This window comes from Pinisolibacter sp. DMC19 (assembly GCF_056313985.1).
Genome location: NZ_JBQUZF010000005.1, coordinates 361,602 through 379,933 on the forward strand (window position 1 = coordinate 361,602; position 18,332 = coordinate 379,933).

The window sequence follows — 18,332 nt, forward strand, 5'->3', positions numbered from 1 at the left end:
GTGGTCGGCTCGGCGTCCAGTTCACATCGTGTCTTCGAGGATCAACAGGGCCAGGAAGCCGACGAAGAAGAGGGCGGTCGCCCAGGGCGTGTCGCCGGCTTCGTGGGCTTCGACCAGAAGTTCCTCGGTGACGAGATAGAGCAGCGCGACGAGGCCGAAGGCAAAGGCACCGGTGACCATCGCCTCGGGCGCCGAGGCGAGCGGAGATGCGAGGACGACGCCGACCGGCATCATCAGGGCCAACATCGACGTCGTCGCGACATTCCGGATCCGTCGCTCGGGCGCGTCTCCCAATTCGGCCGCCACCGACAGCGCCAGGAACAGGACCTCGATCGTCAGGGCGATGGTCAGGAGAAGACCGGCCTTGGCACCGGCTTGGAAGGCCATCCCGAGAACGACGCCGTCGATGAGCAGATCGGCGGCGATCAGCGATATGAGACCGACCTTGCCTTCGGTCCGCTCGCCGATCGACTTCAGCCCCAGCATGGCGGCCACACCCAGTCCGCCACCGATCACGATCGGCCAGAGAGCACCCTCGTGCTTCAGATGAGGCAGGATCTCGACCGCGGCGGCGGAGAACACGATACCTGCGGCAAAGTGTTGGATGGCACTCACCACCGTATGGGTCGGGCGGTAGAGAAGCGTGAGGACACCGCCGAGGACGGCCGCGAGGATGGGTACGACCGTATAGGAGAGTGCCATCGTCATGTTCGGCGCCTCGCGTCTCGCGGCATCGTGTCGAGTGTTGGAAATTTCGTGAAGTTTCAATTCGGGACGGCGCCGTCCGTCTCGGGCTCGCAGACCAGAGGCGGACGGGCCTTCGTCACCTCGTCAGGTGAGCGGCCAATGCGGCGATGGCAGCGAGAGCTCCGAACCATGCCACACCTCGAAGCAGGCCCATGCTCGCGGCGTATCGTTTGTGATCGGCCGACATCTCGCATCTATCCGGATCAATGGCTGAGGTTCACGATGTCTCGATAGGGGATCACCCCCACGAGGCGCTCGTCGTCATCGACGATCGGGATCGCGCGGAAACTATATCGCTTGAAGAGCCGCGAGGCCTCTTTCACCGGATCCCTCGCATTCAGCCACACCACGTTCGAAGACATGATCTCCTCGAGCTTCTGGTCGAGATCGGCCTGCAGAACCTCCTTGATGTCGACGACACCCAGGAGCTTCCGGCTCTCGTCGAGCACGTAGATGTACATGACGACGTCGGCATCCCGGGCAAGATTGCGGAAGTCGCCGATCACCCGGCCGACGGTCGCCGTGGGCGGAAGCTCGATCGCGTGCGACGAGGAGAAGTGGATGATCTCCTCGTCGTGGTGTTCGATGATGTGACGGATCTTCTCGGCGTCCTCGGCGTCGATGTCGGCGAGGATCTCGTCGACCTCCGAACTGGGCAGGACGGCGAGGATGTCGGCGGCCTGGGCCGGCGTCATGTCGTTGACGAGTGCCGCTGCCCGCTTCTTGTCGAGGGCGGAGATCAATTCGCGCTGCACGCGCGGTTCTACCTCCTCCAGCGTGTCGGAGGCCTGCTCCATCGGCAGTTCGTTGAAGATCGCCAGACGCTCCGCCGGCTCGAGCTCCTCGAGGATGTCGGCGAGATCGACCGGATGGATCTCCGGCAGTTTCTCCTTCAGGACCGTCAGCTTCAGATCGCCCTTGAAGCTGGTCAGCGTATCGGGAAGCCGCTGAACATAGGTCCAAGGGATCGTGTTGTCGGTGCGAATGCGGTCGGCCAGACCGCCGATGAGATCGGCGATGCGCCCGAGACCGATGCGCCGCAGGAACGCGGAACGGCTGCAGTCGACTTCGGTCGCGTAGAGCCTGCCGGCACGAAGGGCCAGCTTGATGTCGTAGACGACTTCGACCTCGTCGTCGTCGCAGTCGAGGACTTTCTTGTCGAGGAGATGATCCTTGAGGCAGATCTGGGTCGGTTCGGGCTCACCCTCGACTTCCGCGGGCGAGGACACCTCGATCGTCAGACGCCGGCCGTCGAAATCCGACACCTTGTCCCACGGCACCAACAGAGCCTTGTGCCCGAACGGGCGCGAGACGACGAAGCCGCAGACTTCCGGCAGTTTTCCGGTTTCGACGGCGATCAGATCGGAGATCTTTCCGACTTTCTTGCCTGCGATGAATGCCGGCTTGCCGATCAGCGCACTGAGAAGGAAGGTTTGCTCGAGCTGGATGTTCATGTCTCGGCTCCTCTCTGTCTTAGGACGCGGCCAGGACGGCGTAGAACTTGTAGGCGAGCAGGCCGACGAGCAGCAGCAGATAGATCCGCAGGCTCAACAGCGCGAAGCCCACCGCCGGCGACATCGCGATGCGCGGCTTGGCATATTTCGCGTTGATGTAGCGAATGCGCGCGAAGGCATCCGAAAAGAGGGCCCGAAGGAGATGGGGATAGGACATTGGGGTCTCCTCCCGTCGCTCAGTTGAAGACGTTCGGGAACAGGGCGCTGACGCCGTAGCAGGTCGATAGCACGATGATGACCGTGACGATCACGCCGCCGATCCAGTTCTGAAGCGGAGTGTTGCAGTACTCGCCCATCGTGTGACGGTCGTTGAGCAGAAGGATCAGGAACACCAGCGCAGCCGGCAGGAGCGTCACGGCGACGACCTGCACGAAGAGCGTGATCAGAACGAGCGGAGCGCCAGGGATCAGGACGACGGCGCCTGCCGTCGCAAGGGTCAGGAAGTAGTTGACGTAGAACCAGGGAGCTTCCTTGATCTTGGTGTTGAGCGAATGCGCCCAACCGAAGATCTCGCCGAACGCCCACGAGCTGGCGAGCGAGATGCAGATCGCCCCGAGAAGGCCGGCGTCGAAAAGGCCGATCGCCATGAAAGCCCCGACGTATCTGTCGGTCTCCATCAACTTCTGCGCAGCTTCCGCCGCGTCGCTGATTTCGACGCCCTTGAGGACCGTGCCGGTCAGGACGACGATGAACAGTGCCACGACGACGGTCAGGATCGCACCGACCCAGGTGTCGGCCCGCCCCCAGGGGATGTCCTTCTCCTTCATCCCCTTGTCGACCACCGACGACTGCTGGAAGAACAGCATCCACGGGGCGATCGTCGTGCCGATGTTGGCCATCAGGAAGAAGAACAGATCACCGTTGAAGCCACCCGGAAAATTCGGAACCAGCCCCGCACCGATCACTTCGGAAACCGGCGGGTGGACCATGATGGCGGCGGGAATGTAGATCAGGTTGAGCGCGCAGAAAGCGAGCGCGATCTTCTCCCACGTCCAGTACCGACCGTTCAGGACCATCGTGAACATCAGGATGCAGACGGCGACGACGGTCAGCCAATCGGGGACGCCAAAGATCCTGAGCGCCGCCGTCATGCCGATGAACTCGGTCACCAGCGTCAACCAGTCGACCAGGATTAGGTCGAGCAGCGAGAACCAGCCCCAGAACGAGCCGAAGCCGTCGAAGATCGCTTCGGCATGCCCGCGTTTGGTGACGGCGCCCAGCCGGACCGTCATTTCCTGGACGTAGTAGGCGACCGGAACCAGGATCAGCAGGAACCAGATCAGATTGTAGCCGTATTTCGCACCCGTGGCCGCATAGGTGGTGATGCCGCCGGCGTCGTTGTCCGCGATCATGACGACCAGCCCGGGGCCGGAGATCATGAAATACAGGGCCACGGCCTTCCAGATGCGGCGCAGCCGGTAATAGATCCGAGCGAAGAAATCCATCGTGACACCGCTTGTTCCGATGAGATCGAACAGCTGGCTCGACGAACCAGCTCCCTTTCGCGGCGCTCGTGTCCGAGCGCCGTCAGGCGGCGATACTGAAAGGATCCTCGGATGCGCCGCACGGGCGCGGGCGTGGGCGAATGAAACAGATGCGATGACGTCGCGCCTGATGGACGTGAACGCCCGCCACCGGACGAGCCGGTGCCGACGTCCGAACCGAACGCGTCGTGGATCTCTCGTTCGTGCCGATGCGGGTTGCAGTCGCCATCGCCGTCACTCTCGATGTCCATGGACGGCCATGGCACTCGAGACGCGGCAACGGCTCACCGGAGAGCCGCGTCTCTCGAATGCCCTGGGCGACCCATGGTCGTCATGTCTGTCGTCGGCGTCGCGAAAGGTCGCACGCCGGTGAGAATACTGCCCATGTCACTTTCTGTCGTTGTCGGATGACGGCATCGAGACACCGTTCGACGGCGAGGCCAATGCGCCCGTATCGCGACGAAGTCAACCCGGACCGAAACACTTTCTCACCAATTGAAATCCTCGATCGATATTGCGAACGAGGAGCATTTCCGAATTGGTGCGCCGCCCTGATTTCGAATGTTTTCACAAACGACGGTCGGCCTTCCGCAGGACGGAAAGCAGAGCCAAATCGAAACCATTCCCGATGCGCACGACGTCCCGGGCATGTCGGTCGCGGTGTGTCATTTTAACTCGATCTCAATGAATATACGGCAAATTGCGGATACGCCCTTGGAGGAACGCCCATGTCGATGTCGATCTCGTCCGCCGCGCCGGCCATGCCGTCGCGCACCACCGAAGCCGCCGAAGGTCCGGGTCGTGACCGGGCTCCCGACAACGATGCCGACGACATGAAGGCTGCCGTCCCGTCCAAGGCCCCCGCGCCCGCCGGAATGGGGACGATCGTCGACAAGACGGCGTGAGCATATCCGCCTGAAAACTCCAGAGAGGGCTTCTCCGGCCAGAGCCGGCGAGGCCCTCTCTCGTTCTCGACGCGCATCTGCGTTTCGACGACCGATCCGTCTAGGTGTGGAACATTCGGCGAGCGCTTCCGATCGGCTTCAGGTCACTGTCAGGATTCTCGCGTAAGGGGGCGAGGCGGTGTCGGGATCGACCGGTCACCTGCGGCTGACGCAAACCAGAAGATCGCGATCGAGGGCCACATGAACAGGACCACACGCATTGCCGTCGGCAGCATCTTCGTCGGCCTCGTCGTCCTGGTGCTCAAGCTGATCGCGTGGTGGTTGACGGGATCGGTCGCTCTGCTGTCCGACGGGCTCGAGAGCACGGTCAACGTGGCGACCGCCATCGCCGCGCTGATCGCCATTCGCGTCGCGGCGCAGCCGGCCGACGACAAGCACCCCTACGGCCACCACAAGGCGGAACTCTTCAGCGCGACGCTCGAAGGCGTGATGATCATCGTCGCGGCGATCCTCATCATGCGCGAGGCTTATGCCGGTTTCCTCGCCCCCCACCCGCTCGACGCGCCGCTCGAGGGCCTGCTCGTCAACGGCTTGGCCAGCGCGATCAACGCCGGCTGGTGCTGGGTCCTGGTTTCCCAGGGCCGCAAGCTGCGCTCGCCGGCACTCGTCGCCGACGGTCATCACCTGCTGTCCGACGTGATCTCGTCGGCCGGCGTGGCGATCGGCGTCCTTCTGGTCGTGGTGACCGGCTGGACGGTCCTCGACCCCGCCCTGGCGGCGCTCGTCGCGCTGAACATCCTGTGGTCGGGCTGGAAGGTGATGCGGGATTCGCTCAGCGGTCTGATGGACGAGGCCGTTCCGGCGGAGATGCTCGCACGCATCCACGCGCTCATCGCGGAAAACGCCGGCGGTGCGATCGAGGCACACGACCTTCGGACCCGTCACGCCGGAAAGGCCACCTTCGTCGACTTTCACCTCGTCGTTCCGGGAACGCTGACGGTCGACGAGGCCCACGCGATCTGTGATCGCATCGAGGGCGCGCTCGCGGCCGAGATCGAGCATGCGATCGTCACCATCCATGTCGAGCCGGCCGAGAACGCGCTGCGCAAGGGCGTGCTCGTCCTGTGAGCGGTTCGCGCACGACGCGGCGCGAAGACCGCGCCGACGGCAGACCATCGACCACGAGACGCGAGCCGCCGCCGATGCCGAAAAAGCCCCGGAACCGATCGACGATCGTGATCGCCGCCGTCATATTCGGCGCGGCGGCGATCACGGCCCTGCTGTTGCCGCCGCTGCGCTGATCGTCGGGCGGACATGCCCGATCGCCGGAATTCGGACGGAAAGGACGACGTCATGAGCGACGCTCATTCGAGCATGGAACATTCGGAGCACGCCGCGCATGCCGCCGGGCACAACAAGCAGATCGCCCTGGCGATCGCGGTGCTGGCGCTGTTTCTCGCCTTCTCGGAAACGCTCGGCAAGAGCGCCCAGACGGCCGCCCTCAGCAACAACGTCGAAGCCTCCAATCTTTGGGCGTTCTTCCAGGCGAAGACCATTCGCATGACGACGCTGCAGACCGCCGCCGAGGGGCGCGCCGTCGATCTGAAGACGATCGCGGACGCCGAGACCAAGGCCGCGACGACCGCGCAGATCGACGCCTGGCGCAAGACCGCGACGCGATACGACGACGACGCGGCCGGCGGCGAAGGCCGCAAGCAGCTCGCCGCCCGGGCGAAGGACGCCGAGCACAAGCGCGATCTCGCCATGGAGCGCTATCACCACTACGAACTCGCGTCCGCGGCCTTCCAGATCGGCATCGTCCTCTGCTCGGCGGCGGTCATCACCGGCATGGTCTTCCTCGCCGTCGTCGCCGGCGGCCTCGGTCTGGTCGGCATCGCCTTCACCGCGATCGGCCTCCTGGCGCCGCAGGCCGTCCACCTCTTCTGAGTGCGATCGAAGGCAATCGGGTTGGCCTGCCAACCGACTGGAGGGCCGACATTTCCGTCGACGCGGATCGCGCGCATACAGCCGATCGACCGGGGCCCGACGCCGCCTCGTGATGCGAGATGCACCCGCCTCACCCTCGTTCACCGAGTCTCGAACCGGACCGAGATCGAGAAATGAAACGATCCGCCGAGCGGCGCGGTTCACACTGACCAGATATTGGCATGTCTCTTCGATTAGGAGGCGCGTGTGTCCGCTTCGGGTCGCAGGGAGACGGCCGCTTCCGGAAGCCGAACGCGGCCGTCGTAAGGGGGGCAGGCTGGACCGCCTTGGCCTTGAGGCAAAGCGGCGCTTTCGAAGCAGAAGCCGAGATCGCGACGTTCGCCCTCTGCAGCCTCAAGACACCGGTTTACCCCGTTGCTTCTTCAGAGTGGGCGCGTCGATCTTCGAGACCGGTCGCAGGATTGCATGAACCGGATTCGGCTTGTGGTCCTGCGTCGCGCCTGTTGCAACGTCTGCACCCATGCCGACCTCACCACCGACGATGACGTTACCGGCGAACCCTGCGGCGCCGTTGCCTGCGAGTTCTGTCTTCACTTCGATCGATTGATCTTCGAATCCCTCTTTCGAGAAGACCGCTATGAATTCCTCCTTGCGCGAAACATCGAATGTGCACGGCGTTGCGGAACAGGCCAGTCCAAGTCGAGGTCCGAACGGAGGCCCCTGACGGCTCCGAAGTGAATGTCACCTGCTCGCTCATTCCACGCGTGACGGTCGCGTCAGCCGGCAAGTCCAAGCACAGGTATCAAGAACAAAGAACGCACCAACATTGAAATCTCCATCTGATTGCCATTATCAGATTTGCAGCTTATATGGCACGGTGTCAATCGTGTGATATCGTCTTGCCTAGGTTAAACTGCGTCCTTCGCTGGCACAGCGCAATTCCCCCTTTGAAATACATGATAAACAGTAATGTTGTACATTATTGCACCATGTTTTGATAACTTCTGCGAACAAATACGCGACTTTCACCTGATTAATTTGGTGAATTCAAGAGTATCTGTGTTTCGGCCAAACATATAATCTTCTTGAAATTGCTTTCATCAAACCATTTTCTATGGACGAAGCGGAATCAAACCCTTGCGTCGTAATCGCTCGCATGCGGTTTCGCTCTCCGACGCGGGTGCGACCCAGACGTAATCGAAGGGCGGACGGCCGTCGATCGATGTGGGGAGCAACCTGTCTGGCTTCTCTTCCGGCTTGCCATCGATGATCGCCACGGACGTCGTGGTCACACCAGCCAGGTAGAGTGGGATGCCCCTGTCGCGCCGCGCATGCGCAGCGCCAACGATCACGAATGCGCCGTCCGGTCGAACACCGCGCATCGCGTTTTCCGCCATCGAACGATCGCGTCCAATCTGTCGAGAGACGGTGGTCTCGAGTTCCTTCGCCTCGATCAGGTCGCAATGGGCGGCACGCATCGTTTCCCGCCACGAGGCTACGACGGTTGGCGGCGACGGCACTTCGATCGCCTCGCTACCGATCGTGTCGGCCGCGATGATCGGCAGTTTGGCGAGGAAGGCTGCCTCGAAGACGGGTCGGTAGAAGTCGAACGACGGCCAACCGGTCCTGGCCCAGTCGAGTGCGAGACCGAGGGAGCCGGGGTCCTCCGGATGATCACGGCGCCAGTCCGCGATGATCTTCTCGCCCTCCGGTGACACCATTTCCATGATGACAGCGGGATGGCGTCCGCGCTCGGCGAGAGCGCCGATCAAGAAGGCCTCTCGCCCCTGATGTTCGCGGCGTCCATCCATTCCGCCAAGGGTGCCGACTACGCCTCTTGGCGGGCTTATCTCGTCGCAGATCCGCTGGTCGAATCCCTGTCGACCCTGCATTCGGCGTCCGGTGGCCGGCAGATCTCGGCCGCAGCCCACAAAGTCGGCACCTCCATCGATCTCTCGACGTTCAAGACTACCGATACGACTTGGTCCGAAATCCTCGTCCCCGTCACCTACAACTGGTGGGGATGGAGTTGGACCTATTGGATGTCGCAGTGGGTGCCGATCACGACGACGACCGAGCACGCCAAGCTGACGCCGACCACCGGCTACGACACCCTCTCGCAGGCCATCGCTACCGAGCGACCGCAACGCGGCACTGTCGACGATGCCGTCGCGGCGGCCGTCGCCTATGACTGGTCGGCCAAGAGCGCTTCGATGTCGCTCGACCAGACGACGCGCGGCATTCTTCAGGCCGGCCGCGACCTGACGCTCGTCTCCGGCAACGACACCATCATCACCGGCGGCACCGTCGCCAATGCGAAGCGCAACGTCCGTGTCGACGCCGGCCGCGATTTCGTCATGCTGGCGCTGCGCGATACCGGGCTCGCCGACGGCAGCGATCTGGTCGCCCGGCAGGCCGACTTCCACGCCGGCTTCCTGTCCACCGGACCGACGACGTCGGTGGCGATCTCCGGAACGACTCCCACCGCTCTCGTCGCCGGTGGCGACATGACCATTGCCGCCAAGCGGAATGTTCTGAACTACGGCGGATCCGCCGTTTCGTCCGGCTCGATGATCGTCGCCGCCGGCCAGGACGTTCTCAACGACGCGGTCCGCAGCTTCTATACGCTCACCGCCGCCGACGGCTGCGCGAACTGGGCCTGCGGCATGCTCGGGCACCGTTACAAGAGCGGTGAGTTCCTCGCGGGCTCCGGCCTTGTGGTCTCGGCCGGCCGCGACATCGTCAACACCGGCTCCCAGATGGCCGGCGCCGGTTCCGTTCTGCTCACCGCCGCGCGCGACGTCCGCAACGAGGCGCTCTCCTCGCAGTTCCTGATCGACTACCTCGAGAAGCGGAACTACATCCACATTCTGTGGTGGGACATCTACGTCGGGTCCACCATCATCAACAAGTACCAGGGCGTCGTTCAGGAATCGAACGTCGTCTCCGAGTTCGGGTCCGTCTCCGCGCAGGCCGGGCGCGATCTGATCAACATCGGCTCCGTGTGGAGTGCCGGCGGCGCGATCGATCTCGCGGCCAAGAACGACGCTCGCTTCGATACCAAGACGGAGGAGATGCAGAACGTCTACAAGAGCTCCGGCTTCTATGCGTTCGGCTATTCCTCGAACAAGCAGTACTGGAACGGCTTCGTCAACGCCTTCTCCGACATCGAAGGCGCGTCGGTCTCCATCGCCGCCGGCAACGATCTGCGCGGCATCGGCGTCAAGCTCGTCTCAGGTGGCGACACCGTCCTCTCCGCCGGCCGCGACGCCACCTTCGACGCCCTACAGAATGCCTATTACGTCCGCGCGAGCGGCTGGTCGATCGGCTTCGTCGCCCCGGCCTTCTCGATCGTCGCGGCGGCGCTGCGCGGCGACGGCAAGGCGGCTCTCCAGAGCTATGTCTCGCAGAACCCGCTGCTCGCCGCCGTCCACAATCTGGCGACCGGCAACGGCGGCTCCCTCGGCAACTCGCTGAAGCTCGTCACCGGCGGTGCGTCGCTGCTCGCCTCTGCCAACTACGCCGCCCGCAGCCCCGACAGCCTCGGCCTCACCGGCTCGCTCGCCGCCCAGTTCTCGCCGCTCCTCGGCAACGCGCTCGATCCCTTCGCCCTGTGGAAGGACGGTGCGAGCGGCCTCACCAACGCCGCCAAGAACTGCGTCACGAGCCCGCTCTCCTGTTCCTTCCTCTCCGGCATCGCACTGCGCTTCTCCACCTGGAAGTCGGAGCAGGAATGGACCGAGACCACCGTCTCCCGTCTCCTCGTCGGGCAGGACCTGACCGTCTCGGCCGGTCGCGACATCGCCCTCGTCGGCGGTACTGTCGCCTCGGTCGCGCGTGACGCCACCCTCGTCGCCGGCCGCAACATCGGTCTCGCGGCCGTCGCCGACACCAACCGTTCGCGTTCCTCCTCCTGGGGCCTCACCCTCGGCTTCCAGCCGAACGGCGTGCGCATCGGTGCCGATGCTTCCGCCTCCAACGCCAATGCCACCGTCTTCTCCAACGCCAGCCTCGTCGCCGGCCGCGACGTGACCATGGTCGCGGGGCAGGACCTGTCGCTGATCGGCGCCAACGTCTCGGCCGCCACCATCACCCTCGATGCCGGCCGAGACCTCCTGCTGATCAGTCAGCAGAACCAATCGACCTCCAACAGCTGGTCCTTCGATGTCTCGGTGACAATCGGACCCGGCGGCGTTCCGACCGGTGGATCGCTCGCGGGCTCGTTCTCCAATGGCGCCCGCACCTACACCGACACCCCGACTGCCGTCATCGCCGGTGACCGGCTCGACGTCTACGTTGGCCGCACCACTGTGCTTGCCGGAGCCGGTATGTGGTCGAAGACGGGCAAACTCAAACTCGACACCAACGACCTCGTCTTCGACAACTATTCCAACAAGGACACCTACGTGGCGGTTTCGGCAGGCCTGTCGATCGACACGAATGCCAACCATCCTTGGGACGGCAATCTCTCGGTGCAGTACCGCAACACCCGGGGCCTGACCTTCGCGACGCTGGGCGCCGGCGACATCAACGTCCGCGCCCGCCCCAGGCTCGACCTCTCCGGCCTCAACCGCGACGTCGCCAACATGACGCGGGTGACGAGCTCGACGTCGTGGTCGTTCACCATCCCCGCCCTCAACCTTGCCAAGCTCGCCGACGACCTGAAACTCGCGGCCAACTACGTCAACGCACTGACCACACAGGTGCCGAAGAGCGTTCAAGAAAGGGGCGAGCGGGCTGTCAGTCAGTGGAACACGATGCTCCTGAACGGGGCGTCGCGTTCGGTCATGTACGACTTCGTCGCCTCCGGTGCCTTCGACGAAGACATGCGCGCCCGCGCCACGATCGAAGCCGCACGGCGGATCGGGCACGAACCGAGCGTCGCGGAACTGGCGCTGGTGATGCAACTCGAAGGCGTCGTCTACAAGATGTCGGACGCCGGCGAGGTGCGCATCGAATTCACCTGCCCGCAACAGGGCGTGTGTGGATACGTCCTGTCCGAATTCATGAAGATGTTCCCCGACAAGCAGCGTCAGGATGCAGTCCTGAAGCAGTTGTCGGAAGCTTGGACGCCGCTGTCCAGGATCATGACCGGCACGAATGGCGATTGGGTCTACGCCGATACGGTTCTCCAGTACTTTGGGACGATGTTGCGCTGCGCCTACGAGGAGCCGGACGTATTCCGGAAATTCGTAGAGCTGTACCCCGACGCCCTTCCTCGAATGGCAAAAAGCTTCGGGAATACATATGCCAATATCGAGGCCATCAATGGGCTGATTATTGCTGCAAATGCGCCCGGTGCGACCAAGGAGACGATCAGGACTTTCTATCTCGCGAATTTTTCAACATTCGATCAACTGACGGTCGCACATCTCTATTCGATCGTTCAGATCCGTTATCTGACATCGACTGCCACCGACTGGACCATTGCAACCTTTAACGGGGACCCCGTCGCGATCGCAAGAGCGAAAGCAGCGACTACGCTTGCGATGAAGTTCGCCGAGTATGTCAAAGACCATCCTGGAGAAGTTGCCGAGGGCGTTCTCGACGGCGTAACAAAGCAACTCGCCGCGCTCAAGAATGGTGATGCCGACGCGATTTATGCGCTGGTCGAGACCGTCGTTCTCGCGAAGGGGGCTGCCTTTGCGACGGAACGGTTGACGGCCGTCGCCGGCCTGTCGCAAGCTGAAGCAGCTGCAGTGACTGCCGAGGCAGAGCGCTTGAGGGAGGCAGTTGCGGCCGCAACGAGTGAACCGTGGTACGCACGTCTCAATCTTGGTCGCGCCTTCAACAAATCACAATGGTCAAAGTATGAATACAACGAGCTTTATATCAAAAACCCGAACGGTGAATACTATATTCTAGACTCGTACTCAGTGAGTACGCCTGAGATCGTTTCTCGGAAATTTACACAACTCTCGGAAGTTCAAGAATCCACTGCGAAGGCGTATATAAATGAAATATTAACAAAGTATCCGGCCGGCGCCACGATTGCTGATGTTGCTTCGTCGTCGCGCGATCTTGCCGGGTGAGCTTTAAGGGGACAATATATACTGGAGATCCCAGTGCAGAGTTCCGGCGTTGCGCACAGCATTATCGAATATGCCAACGCTCGCGATGTGATAATCCGGGACATTGCGGGGAGGATATACAAATGACGGACGAGTTAATTTATTGTAAAAAGTGGTCTTTTGGCCGCAAGGGGCCCTTCTGCCTGATGAGCGAAGACAAAGCACGAACTGCTCATGCGAATGGTCAAGAGTACTGTGCTCTGCATGGGCCTCAGAACCATCCGACTCATGCGATCACGCTGAATCCTAAGACGCGATATGTAGGCGTGACGTTTTTGGACACCATGTTGCGGCCAGAAATTGATTTTTCTTACATATTGTCAGCAACGGGTATGCTCGAATTCAATGATGCAACGCTGCGTCACTATGCCGACGATAGTGACGAACCATTATTCTACATAGCCCATGTCTACAGGCCGAACGGCGAAACGTCGGTCGTGAAGTCCTACAAAGGAGGCAATAGGGAAGCGCGCGTCGTCCAATTTGCACCACCAAGACGCGATTTGATTTGGCCAAAATTCGGCGAATACGAGGAACTACTTGATAATACAATAACGTCATGGGAAATTTGATCGGAAAAATTCCGCTGTGCCATAGCTGAAGAGTGTTCGGTTTCATCTCCTAGGCCGTTTTAACTATCCTGCTCGTTCCTCTCCGGCATCGCACTGCGATTCTCCACCTGGAAGTCGGAGCAGGAATGGACCGAGACCACCGTCTCCCGCCTCCTCGTCGGTCAGGACCTGACCGTCTCGGCCGGTCGCGACATCGGCTGGTCGGCGGTACCGTCGCCTCCGTCGCCCGTGACGCCACCCTCGTCGCCGGTCGCAACATCGGTCTGGCGGCCGTCGCCGACACCAATCGCTCGCGCTCTTCGTCCTGGGGCCTCACCCTCGGCGTCTCGGAGACCGATGTAGTCGGCCTCGCCGACCTCTCGCTCGCCGGTGCGTTCGCCAACGGCGGCCACGCTTGAAATCAACCACGACGGCTCTTTAGCCAAGGAAGTCGGGGACCGTACGCTTCACGCGACGGCACGATCGAGAAGGGTCCGCCTCGGCCTCGCATATTCCTCGTTGTCGACGAGCCCGCGTTCGCGTAGCGTCGCCAACCGCTCGAACTGACTACCGATGTCATCGGTTGACGAGGCGGCCTGTTGGGTCTGGGGCGTCTTCGGAGTGAGAATCGGCACGGGATCCGCAGGCCGATCGGCGCCGCAAGCTGCGGAAATCGCGTGAGGCGGCGGGGTCAAACCTTGGTGCCGATTCACAACATCTGAGATCGATCGACCAGAAAATTGGGCGGCATCCAAAGCATCCCAACGGCCGAGAGGAAGCTGCCCTGATGCGATTTCCGGTTATCACCGCGATAAATCGTCACCTCCGAGCAGGCTCCCTTCCCGAAATCCCTGGCGACCCTCCGGAGCGTCGCCTGAGGGAGCGATACTGGCCCATCATCGAGATCTTGCGCGACTTCGGTCTCGCGACCGTCGAGCTTCCCGCGCATGAGGACATGATTTCGGACGACTTCGAGCTGTGGTCCGACCAGATCACTCCGCTCGGCCTCGAATTCTTCAAGGGGCCGGCAGAGAGATATGTTGTGAACTGCAGCCGCTCACCTGGGCACAATCCGGCGCGCAACAAACGCCTGCGTCAGAAATTCCTGAAACTGAAGGAAGAATTCGAAGCGAAGCTGAACTGAGGCTAGGGCCTGACCCTCGGTTTCCAGCTGAACGGCGTTGGGATTGGTGCCAACGCCTCCGCCTCCAACGCCACGGTCTTCTCCAACGCCGGCCTCGTCGCCGGCCGCGACGTGACTATGGTTGCCGGGCAGGACCTGTCACTGATCGGCGCCAACGTCTCGGGCGCCAACGTCACCCTCGACGCCGGCCGCGACCTTCTGCTGATCAGCCAGCAGAACCAGTCGACCTCCAACAGCCGGTCCTTCGACGTTTCCGTCACCCTCGGCGTCTCGGAGACCGGTGCAGTCGGCCTCACCGGCTTCTCGCTCGCCGGCGCCGGCATGTGGTCGAAGACGGGCAAGCTCAAGCTCGACACCGACGGCCTCGTCTTCGACAACTATTCCAACAAGGACACCTATGTCCCCGTCTCCAGCGAGATCTTGCACGGCTCTAATTCGAGCCACCCCAGGGACGGCAATCTGTCGGCGCAGTATCGCAACACCCGGGGCCTGACCTTCGCGACTCTGGGTGCCGGCGACATCAACGTCCGCTTCGTCGATTGCCGTCAGCAGCGTAAACCTGGGTCCTCATGCGGACGACTCCGCACGCTTCTTCTCCGCATCAAAGTGAATCCACGCCAGCGCTGCCGCCTCGAAGATCCCGAGGTTCGGGTGCTGCCCGAGCCAGGGCTTGCGCGGCGGCGGCACGTATCGGCGCAGCGCCGGCAAGCGCTGTGCGATCGTCTCGGCGAGCGCCTGTTTGGTGACGGCGCCGAGCGGCGCGACGTGCGCAAGCACGGCCTCACGGGCGAAGACGCGGACGGCGACGCCGCGTTCCTGCGCAAGGTCGACGACGGCAAAATGGAGTTCGTGAATGCGCGAGGCCCGGCGATCACCGCGGGCGGGCACGTCTTCGAGCAGGAGGACGTCCGGCGCATATTGGGCAATGAGTCGGTCGAGATGCGCGAGGCACTGCGCATTCTTCGCCTTCGTCCGTGCGTGCCGGATGCCCCAGTCGATCGGCGAGAGGAAGCTCTCGAAGAGACCGAAGGCGAAGCCTCGCGATTGCAGGCACAGAGCAAGCACATGATCGTAGCGGCGGCGCGGGATCATACTTGGCTGTTGCGCTGCTTGGCGCGTTCGATCACATCTTCGAGCAGTTCGATCTTCGCGCGCGTGCGCGCCGTAGGATGTCCTTGCATTCGTTCATACAGGTCCCAGACACGATCAAGGATTCCCGCTTCGACCGTGTTGAAGAAGCTCGGAAAAAGTTCCCTAGCCTGCGTGCCGAACAGAATGAAGCAACCGAGAACCACCCGGATGCTCGGATATCGCGCCCCCTTCTCGATCCGGGAGATGACGCCGTGATCGGCAAGGCCGAGGAGCTCGGCGAGATCCTTCTGTGAGAGCCCCCAGCGTTGGCGATATGCGCGCAAGTACGAGGTGCGTCTCTCGGGTGAACTCATACCGATCATTCTCGGCGAGGAGCCGTTCGGACGACAGGCGCACAATGGTGACCCTACGACACAAACAGGGGGAGGCGACCCAACCGGTCCCGTCATTAAACCACGGGTGGACGTGGGGACGTTGGAAGGCTCGGGTGGACATCCAGGCCGAGGATCGCTCTCGGAGACCTCCCCTTCGAACACTCGCCCTGCTACCCCGCTACGACGTCCCCCAACGTCCCCACGTCTACCCGAGCCGCTGCGTCGCTTCTCCCAGCGCGACGCCATACCGTGCGCACAGCAGCGCGATCTTCTCCCGCTCGCCTGTCGGGACGACATAATTGCCATGACTCTTCACGGTGCGGATGTTGAGGCGCTTCAGCACACCGCCGATCCACCGGTTGGTGATCGGGCGCTCATACTCCTCGCGATACCGCGCCAAGAGTGACGCGACCACCTGCTTGAGCGGGAGCGTGGCAGATGGGTCGGCAGCAAAGCGTTCGCCGAGGACTTCCAGAACCTGTGCCTCGATCTGAAGACCTCGTTCGGCGACGAGGCCGCGCTGTACCTCCCGCGCCATCGTGCGCAGCTCTCCCCTGCGGCTCTCGTCTGGAACGATGGAGAGGAGCGGCAGGAGGACCTGGTTGAGCCGGGGTTCGAGCAGGGGGTCGATGAGGCGTTCATCGAGCCGCACCTCGTGCCGCCGGTGGAAGCGGTACAGGAGCAGCTTGTTGCGCAGCTCCAGCGCCTCGTCGTGGAACGTGTCCGGCAGGTTGATGGGAATGTCGGCGCGCAGCCTCCGGGAGCCGGTCTCCTCGGTGAGGAAGCGGCTCTCCAAGGCCTTGTCCTCGTAGCTGCCGCGGGTCGCGGCGATCTTCGGACCGAAGACCTGGAACGCTTCCGGGTTGAACTCCCGCTGGCGGTTGATGACGGTGCGCAGGACCGGCATGCCGCGGACATTGCCGTTGTTGAGGATCTTCACCAGTTCCGAGCGCTCGTCGCTGAAGCGGAAGTCGGCCTCGTCGAAGACGAGCGTTCCACGGAAGGCGTTGAGCGTGTGGAAGATCGGCGAGACGGTCGAGGCACCGCTCGCGAAGAACGGCTTGTAGCAGAGGGAGCCGATGGTCAGGAGAGCGCGGGTCTTGCCGCTGCCGTAGTCGCCACGAAGGCGCAGGTACGGCAACTCGTTGAAGGCGTCGTATACCCAGGAGAGGAGGACGTAGTACGTCGCCACACGTTCGAAGGCCGGCGACAGGTCGACGTAGCGGTGGATGAAGGCCGTGATGGCGGCGGCGAGCTGCTCCTCGCTTCCATATATGCGCGGCTCCGACGGGAGCAGGACCGCGGCGTTCTTGATGAGGTTGTTGTCGGCTGAGAACGGGACCAGGCGTGCCGCACGGTCGAGATCGACATGCGTCTTCAGCGTCCATCGCCCAGCATCGTACACCGCGAAGAGCGTCCGGCGCTCCTGCCGCCGGAATATGAGTTCAACGATCGTGCCATCGTCGAGCAGGGCGGAGGCGGTGGGGATGACGCACCGGTTGTCCTTCGTCTCACGATCCATGGACAACAGCCTATCGCATTGCGCCACCGTAGCGCGGCGCGCAATCGAGCCGCTGCGGCACGGCGAAAGCTGCCGCTTCGCCGCTTGGTCCTGATCACGTGCTCACCACTTCCCTTCTGAACCACTCTTTGCGGGTAATATGGGCGGCGCGGCATTGCCCACCGGTTGCCCAAGAAGGGGTGAACACTGATCATTCCTGACAATCACTGGGTACTACTGAAAGATTCGGCCTTGATCGAATAATCCAGCCATAGAGCCGAATATCGTTGTTTTGCGCGTTCGATATTGGATTGTCGAACTGGTCGATTTTGCGGAGAGGGAGGGATTCGAATATCCGTGTCTCCGTTCCAATTCGCAGGAGTTCTTGGAGAGCGCGAAGCACATTTCAGCGCTTCAGCTCAATAGATTTTAGACGAAGCGATTTCTCGCGTCATCTTTTTCTGCTCCTCTTGAATCCAGATGTTGCCTTCAGTTTGCCCAGCGTTTCCGGCGGCCAATTGTTTCGGATTCAACAGATCGATGGCCGATCGCAGCGTCGATGGTGCCACGTGTGAGTAGCGCATGGTGGTCGTGATCGACGTGTGTCCGAGGAGCGCCTGGACCGCGGTGAGCGGCACGCCGCGCATCGCGAGGTGCGACGCGAAGGTATGGCGAAGCGCGTGCCACCCGATCTTCCGGAGCCCGGCCTTCTTGCACGCCGCCGACAGCCGGCGCTCCATGCGGCAGAAGTTGAAGGGCTCCCCGTCCGTGTCGAGGAACACATACCCCGTGCTCTTCTTTCTTCGGTCGAGGAGGTCGTACACATCGACGTCCAACGGAACCTGCCGCTCGCGGTTGCTCTTGGGCGCGACGAGGATCTTCCGGTAATCGTCGCGAGAATGCCTGACGACGAGGCTGCGGGTTTTGACGTTGCCCCTCAGGCCTAATCCAGTTTGAAGTTCGCTCTGGCCCAACTCGAGGACCAGAGCATGAGGCGTAGCC

Annotated in this window: 16 protein-coding genes and 1 pseudogene; 8 read left to right on the forward strand and 9 right to left on the reverse strand. The window is 62.4% G+C overall.

What is annotated here, in order from left to right; genetic code table 11:
• Window positions 1-21: 21 nt before the first annotated feature.
• From ACT53U_RS14925 to ACT53U_RS14940, 4 genes are all read right to left on the reverse strand, one after another.
• Entirely contained in the window at window positions 22-708 is a 687-nt protein-coding gene (locus tag ACT53U_RS14925; RefSeq protein WP_476156331.1) for a ZIP family metal transporter, read from the reverse strand.
• Window positions 709-950: 242 nt separating this feature from the next.
• Entirely contained in the window at window positions 951-2,201 is a 1,251-nt protein-coding gene (locus tag ACT53U_RS14930; protein ID WP_476156333.1) for a magnesium transporter MgtE N-terminal domain-containing protein, read from the reverse strand.
• Window positions 2,202-2,220: 19 nt separating this feature from the next.
• Complete coding sequence (locus ACT53U_RS14935) at window positions 2,221-2,418, reverse strand: hypothetical protein (protein WP_476156335.1); 198 nt, start codon at window positions 2,416-2,418, stop codon at window positions 2,221-2,223.
• A 19-nt stretch (window positions 2,419-2,437) separates the two neighbouring features.
• Window positions 2,438-3,706 carry an NRAMP family divalent metal transporter gene (locus tag ACT53U_RS14940; RefSeq protein ID WP_476156337.1) on the reverse strand — a complete coding sequence of 423 codons (1,269 nt, stop codon included), beginning with the start codon at window positions 3,704-3,706 and terminating at the stop codon, window positions 2,438-2,440.
• A 767-nt stretch (window positions 3,707-4,473) separates the two neighbouring features.
• Between ACT53U_RS14940 and ACT53U_RS14945 the strand changes: the two genes are divergently transcribed.
• The 3 genes from ACT53U_RS14945 (at window position 4,474) to ACT53U_RS14955 (ending at window position 6,597) form a co-directional block, all read left to right on the forward strand.
• Window positions 4,474-4,650 (forward strand): hypothetical protein, encoded by a 177-nt coding sequence (locus ACT53U_RS14945; protein ID WP_476156339.1) that lies wholly within the window; start codon window positions 4,474-4,476, stop codon window positions 4,648-4,650.
• Window positions 4,651-4,890: 240 nt separating this feature from the next.
• Window positions 4,891-5,778 (forward strand): cation diffusion facilitator family transporter, encoded by an 888-nt coding sequence (locus ACT53U_RS14950; RefSeq protein ID WP_476156341.1) that lies wholly within the window; start codon window positions 4,891-4,893, stop codon window positions 5,776-5,778.
• Window positions 5,779-6,003: 225 nt separating this feature from the next.
• A complete protein-coding gene (locus ACT53U_RS14955; RefSeq protein WP_476156343.1) occupies window positions 6,004-6,597 on the forward strand; it encodes a DUF4337 domain-containing protein in 594 nt (197 codons plus the stop codon).
• 393 nt (window positions 6,598-6,990) lie between these two features.
• Here ACT53U_RS14955 and ACT53U_RS14960 read toward each other — a convergent pair whose 3' ends face one another.
• Both ACT53U_RS14960 and ACT53U_RS14965 read right to left on the reverse strand, forming a co-directional pair.
• A complete protein-coding gene (locus tag ACT53U_RS14960; protein ID WP_476156345.1) occupies window positions 6,991-7,191 on the reverse strand; it encodes a hypothetical protein in 201 nt (66 codons plus the stop codon).
• A 518-nt stretch (window positions 7,192-7,709) separates the two neighbouring features.
• Complete coding sequence (locus ACT53U_RS14965) at window positions 7,710-8,369, reverse strand: ChaN family lipoprotein (protein WP_476156347.1); 660 nt, start codon at window positions 8,367-8,369, stop codon at window positions 7,710-7,712.
• Between ACT53U_RS14965 and ACT53U_RS14970 the strand changes: the two genes are divergently transcribed.
• The 5 genes from ACT53U_RS14970 (at window position 8,337) to ACT53U_RS14990 (ending at window position 15,710) form a co-directional block, all read left to right on the forward strand.
• Window positions 8,337-12,629 (forward strand): hemagglutinin repeat-containing protein, encoded by a 4,293-nt coding sequence (locus ACT53U_RS14970; protein ID WP_476156349.1) that lies wholly within the window; start codon window positions 8,337-8,339, stop codon window positions 12,627-12,629. The two genes, ACT53U_RS14965 and ACT53U_RS14970, sit on opposite strands and share 33 nt — an antisense overlap.
• Before the next feature lie 122 nt (window positions 12,630-12,751).
• Window positions 12,752-13,240, forward strand: coding sequence for a hypothetical protein (locus tag ACT53U_RS14975; protein WP_476156351.1), 489 nt, complete (start codon window positions 12,752-12,754; stop codon window positions 13,238-13,240).
• Between the two features lie 125 nt (window positions 13,241-13,365).
• Window positions 13,366-13,638 carry a hypothetical protein gene (locus ACT53U_RS14980; protein ID WP_476156353.1) on the forward strand — a complete coding sequence of 91 codons (273 nt, stop codon included), beginning with the start codon at window positions 13,366-13,368 and terminating at the stop codon, window positions 13,636-13,638.
• A gap of 488 nt (window positions 13,639-14,126) precedes the next feature.
• Complete coding sequence (locus tag ACT53U_RS14985; protein ID WP_476156355.1) at window positions 14,127-14,363, forward strand: hypothetical protein; 237 nt, start codon at window positions 14,127-14,129, stop codon at window positions 14,361-14,363.
• A gap of 27 nt (window positions 14,364-14,390) precedes the next feature.
• Entirely contained in the window at window positions 14,391-15,710 is a 1,320-nt protein-coding gene (locus ACT53U_RS14990) for a hemagglutinin repeat-containing protein (protein WP_476156372.1), read from the forward strand.
• Here ACT53U_RS14990 and ACT53U_RS14995 read toward each other — a convergent pair.
• The 3 genes and pseudogenes from ACT53U_RS14995 to ACT53U_RS15005 form a co-directional block, all read right to left on the reverse strand.
• Window positions 15,680-16,135 (reverse strand): annotated as a pseudogene (locus ACT53U_RS14995) (helix-turn-helix transcriptional regulator); the annotation flags it as partial. The gene ACT53U_RS14990 and the pseudogene ACT53U_RS14995 sit on opposite strands and share 31 nt — an antisense overlap.
• Window positions 16,035-17,351 carry a hypothetical protein gene (locus ACT53U_RS15000; protein ID WP_476156357.1) on the reverse strand — a complete coding sequence of 439 codons (1,317 nt, stop codon included), beginning with the start codon at window positions 17,349-17,351 and terminating at the stop codon, window positions 16,035-16,037. The pseudogene ACT53U_RS14995 and the gene ACT53U_RS15000, both read right to left, overlap by 101 nt.
• 398 nt (window positions 17,352-17,749) lie before the next feature.
• The coding region (locus ACT53U_RS15005) for a tyrosine-type recombinase/integrase (RefSeq protein ID WP_476156358.1) at window positions 17,750-18,332 on the reverse strand (583 nt) is incomplete at its 5' end.

What these genes read in the sequence shown, in the direction of transcription:
- ACT53U_RS14930 (WP_476156333.1), bottom strand. Translation starts at nt 2,201, where the DNA reads ATGAACATCCAGCTCGAGCAAACCTTCCTTCTCAGTGCGCTGATCGGC.
- ACT53U_RS14925 (WP_476156331.1), bottom strand. Translation starts at nt 708, where the DNA reads ATGACGATGGCACTCTCCTATACGGTCGTACCCATCCTCGCGGCCGTC.
- ACT53U_RS14980 (WP_476156353.1), top strand. Translation starts at nt 13,366, where the DNA reads ATGGACCGAGACCACCGTCTCCCGCCTCCTCGTCGGTCAGGACCTGAC.
- ACT53U_RS14970 (WP_476156349.1), top strand. Translation starts at nt 8,337, where the DNA reads ATGGCGTCCGCGCTCGGCGAGAGCGCCGATCAAGAAGGCCTCTCGCCC.
- ACT53U_RS14950 (WP_476156341.1), top strand. Translation starts at nt 4,891, where the DNA reads ATGAACAGGACCACACGCATTGCCGTCGGCAGCATCTTCGTCGGCCTC.
- ACT53U_RS14945 (WP_476156339.1), top strand. Translation starts at nt 4,474, where the DNA reads ATGTCGATGTCGATCTCGTCCGCCGCGCCGGCCATGCCGTCGCGCACC.
- ACT53U_RS14955 (WP_476156343.1), top strand. Translation starts at nt 6,004, where the DNA reads ATGAGCGACGCTCATTCGAGCATGGAACATTCGGAGCACGCCGCGCAT.
- ACT53U_RS15000 (WP_476156357.1), bottom strand. Translation starts at nt 17,351, where the DNA reads ATGGATCGTGAGACGAAGGACAACCGGTGCGTCATCCCCACCGCCTCC.
- ACT53U_RS14940 (WP_476156337.1), bottom strand. Translation starts at nt 3,706, where the DNA reads ATGGATTTCTTCGCTCGGATCTATTACCGGCTGCGCCGCATCTGGAAG.
- ACT53U_RS14975 (WP_476156351.1), top strand. Translation starts at nt 12,752, where the DNA reads ATGACGGACGAGTTAATTTATTGTAAAAAGTGGTCTTTTGGCCGCAAG.
- ACT53U_RS14935 (WP_476156335.1), bottom strand. Translation starts at nt 2,418, where the DNA reads ATGTCCTATCCCCATCTCCTTCGGGCCCTCTTTTCGGATGCCTTCGCG.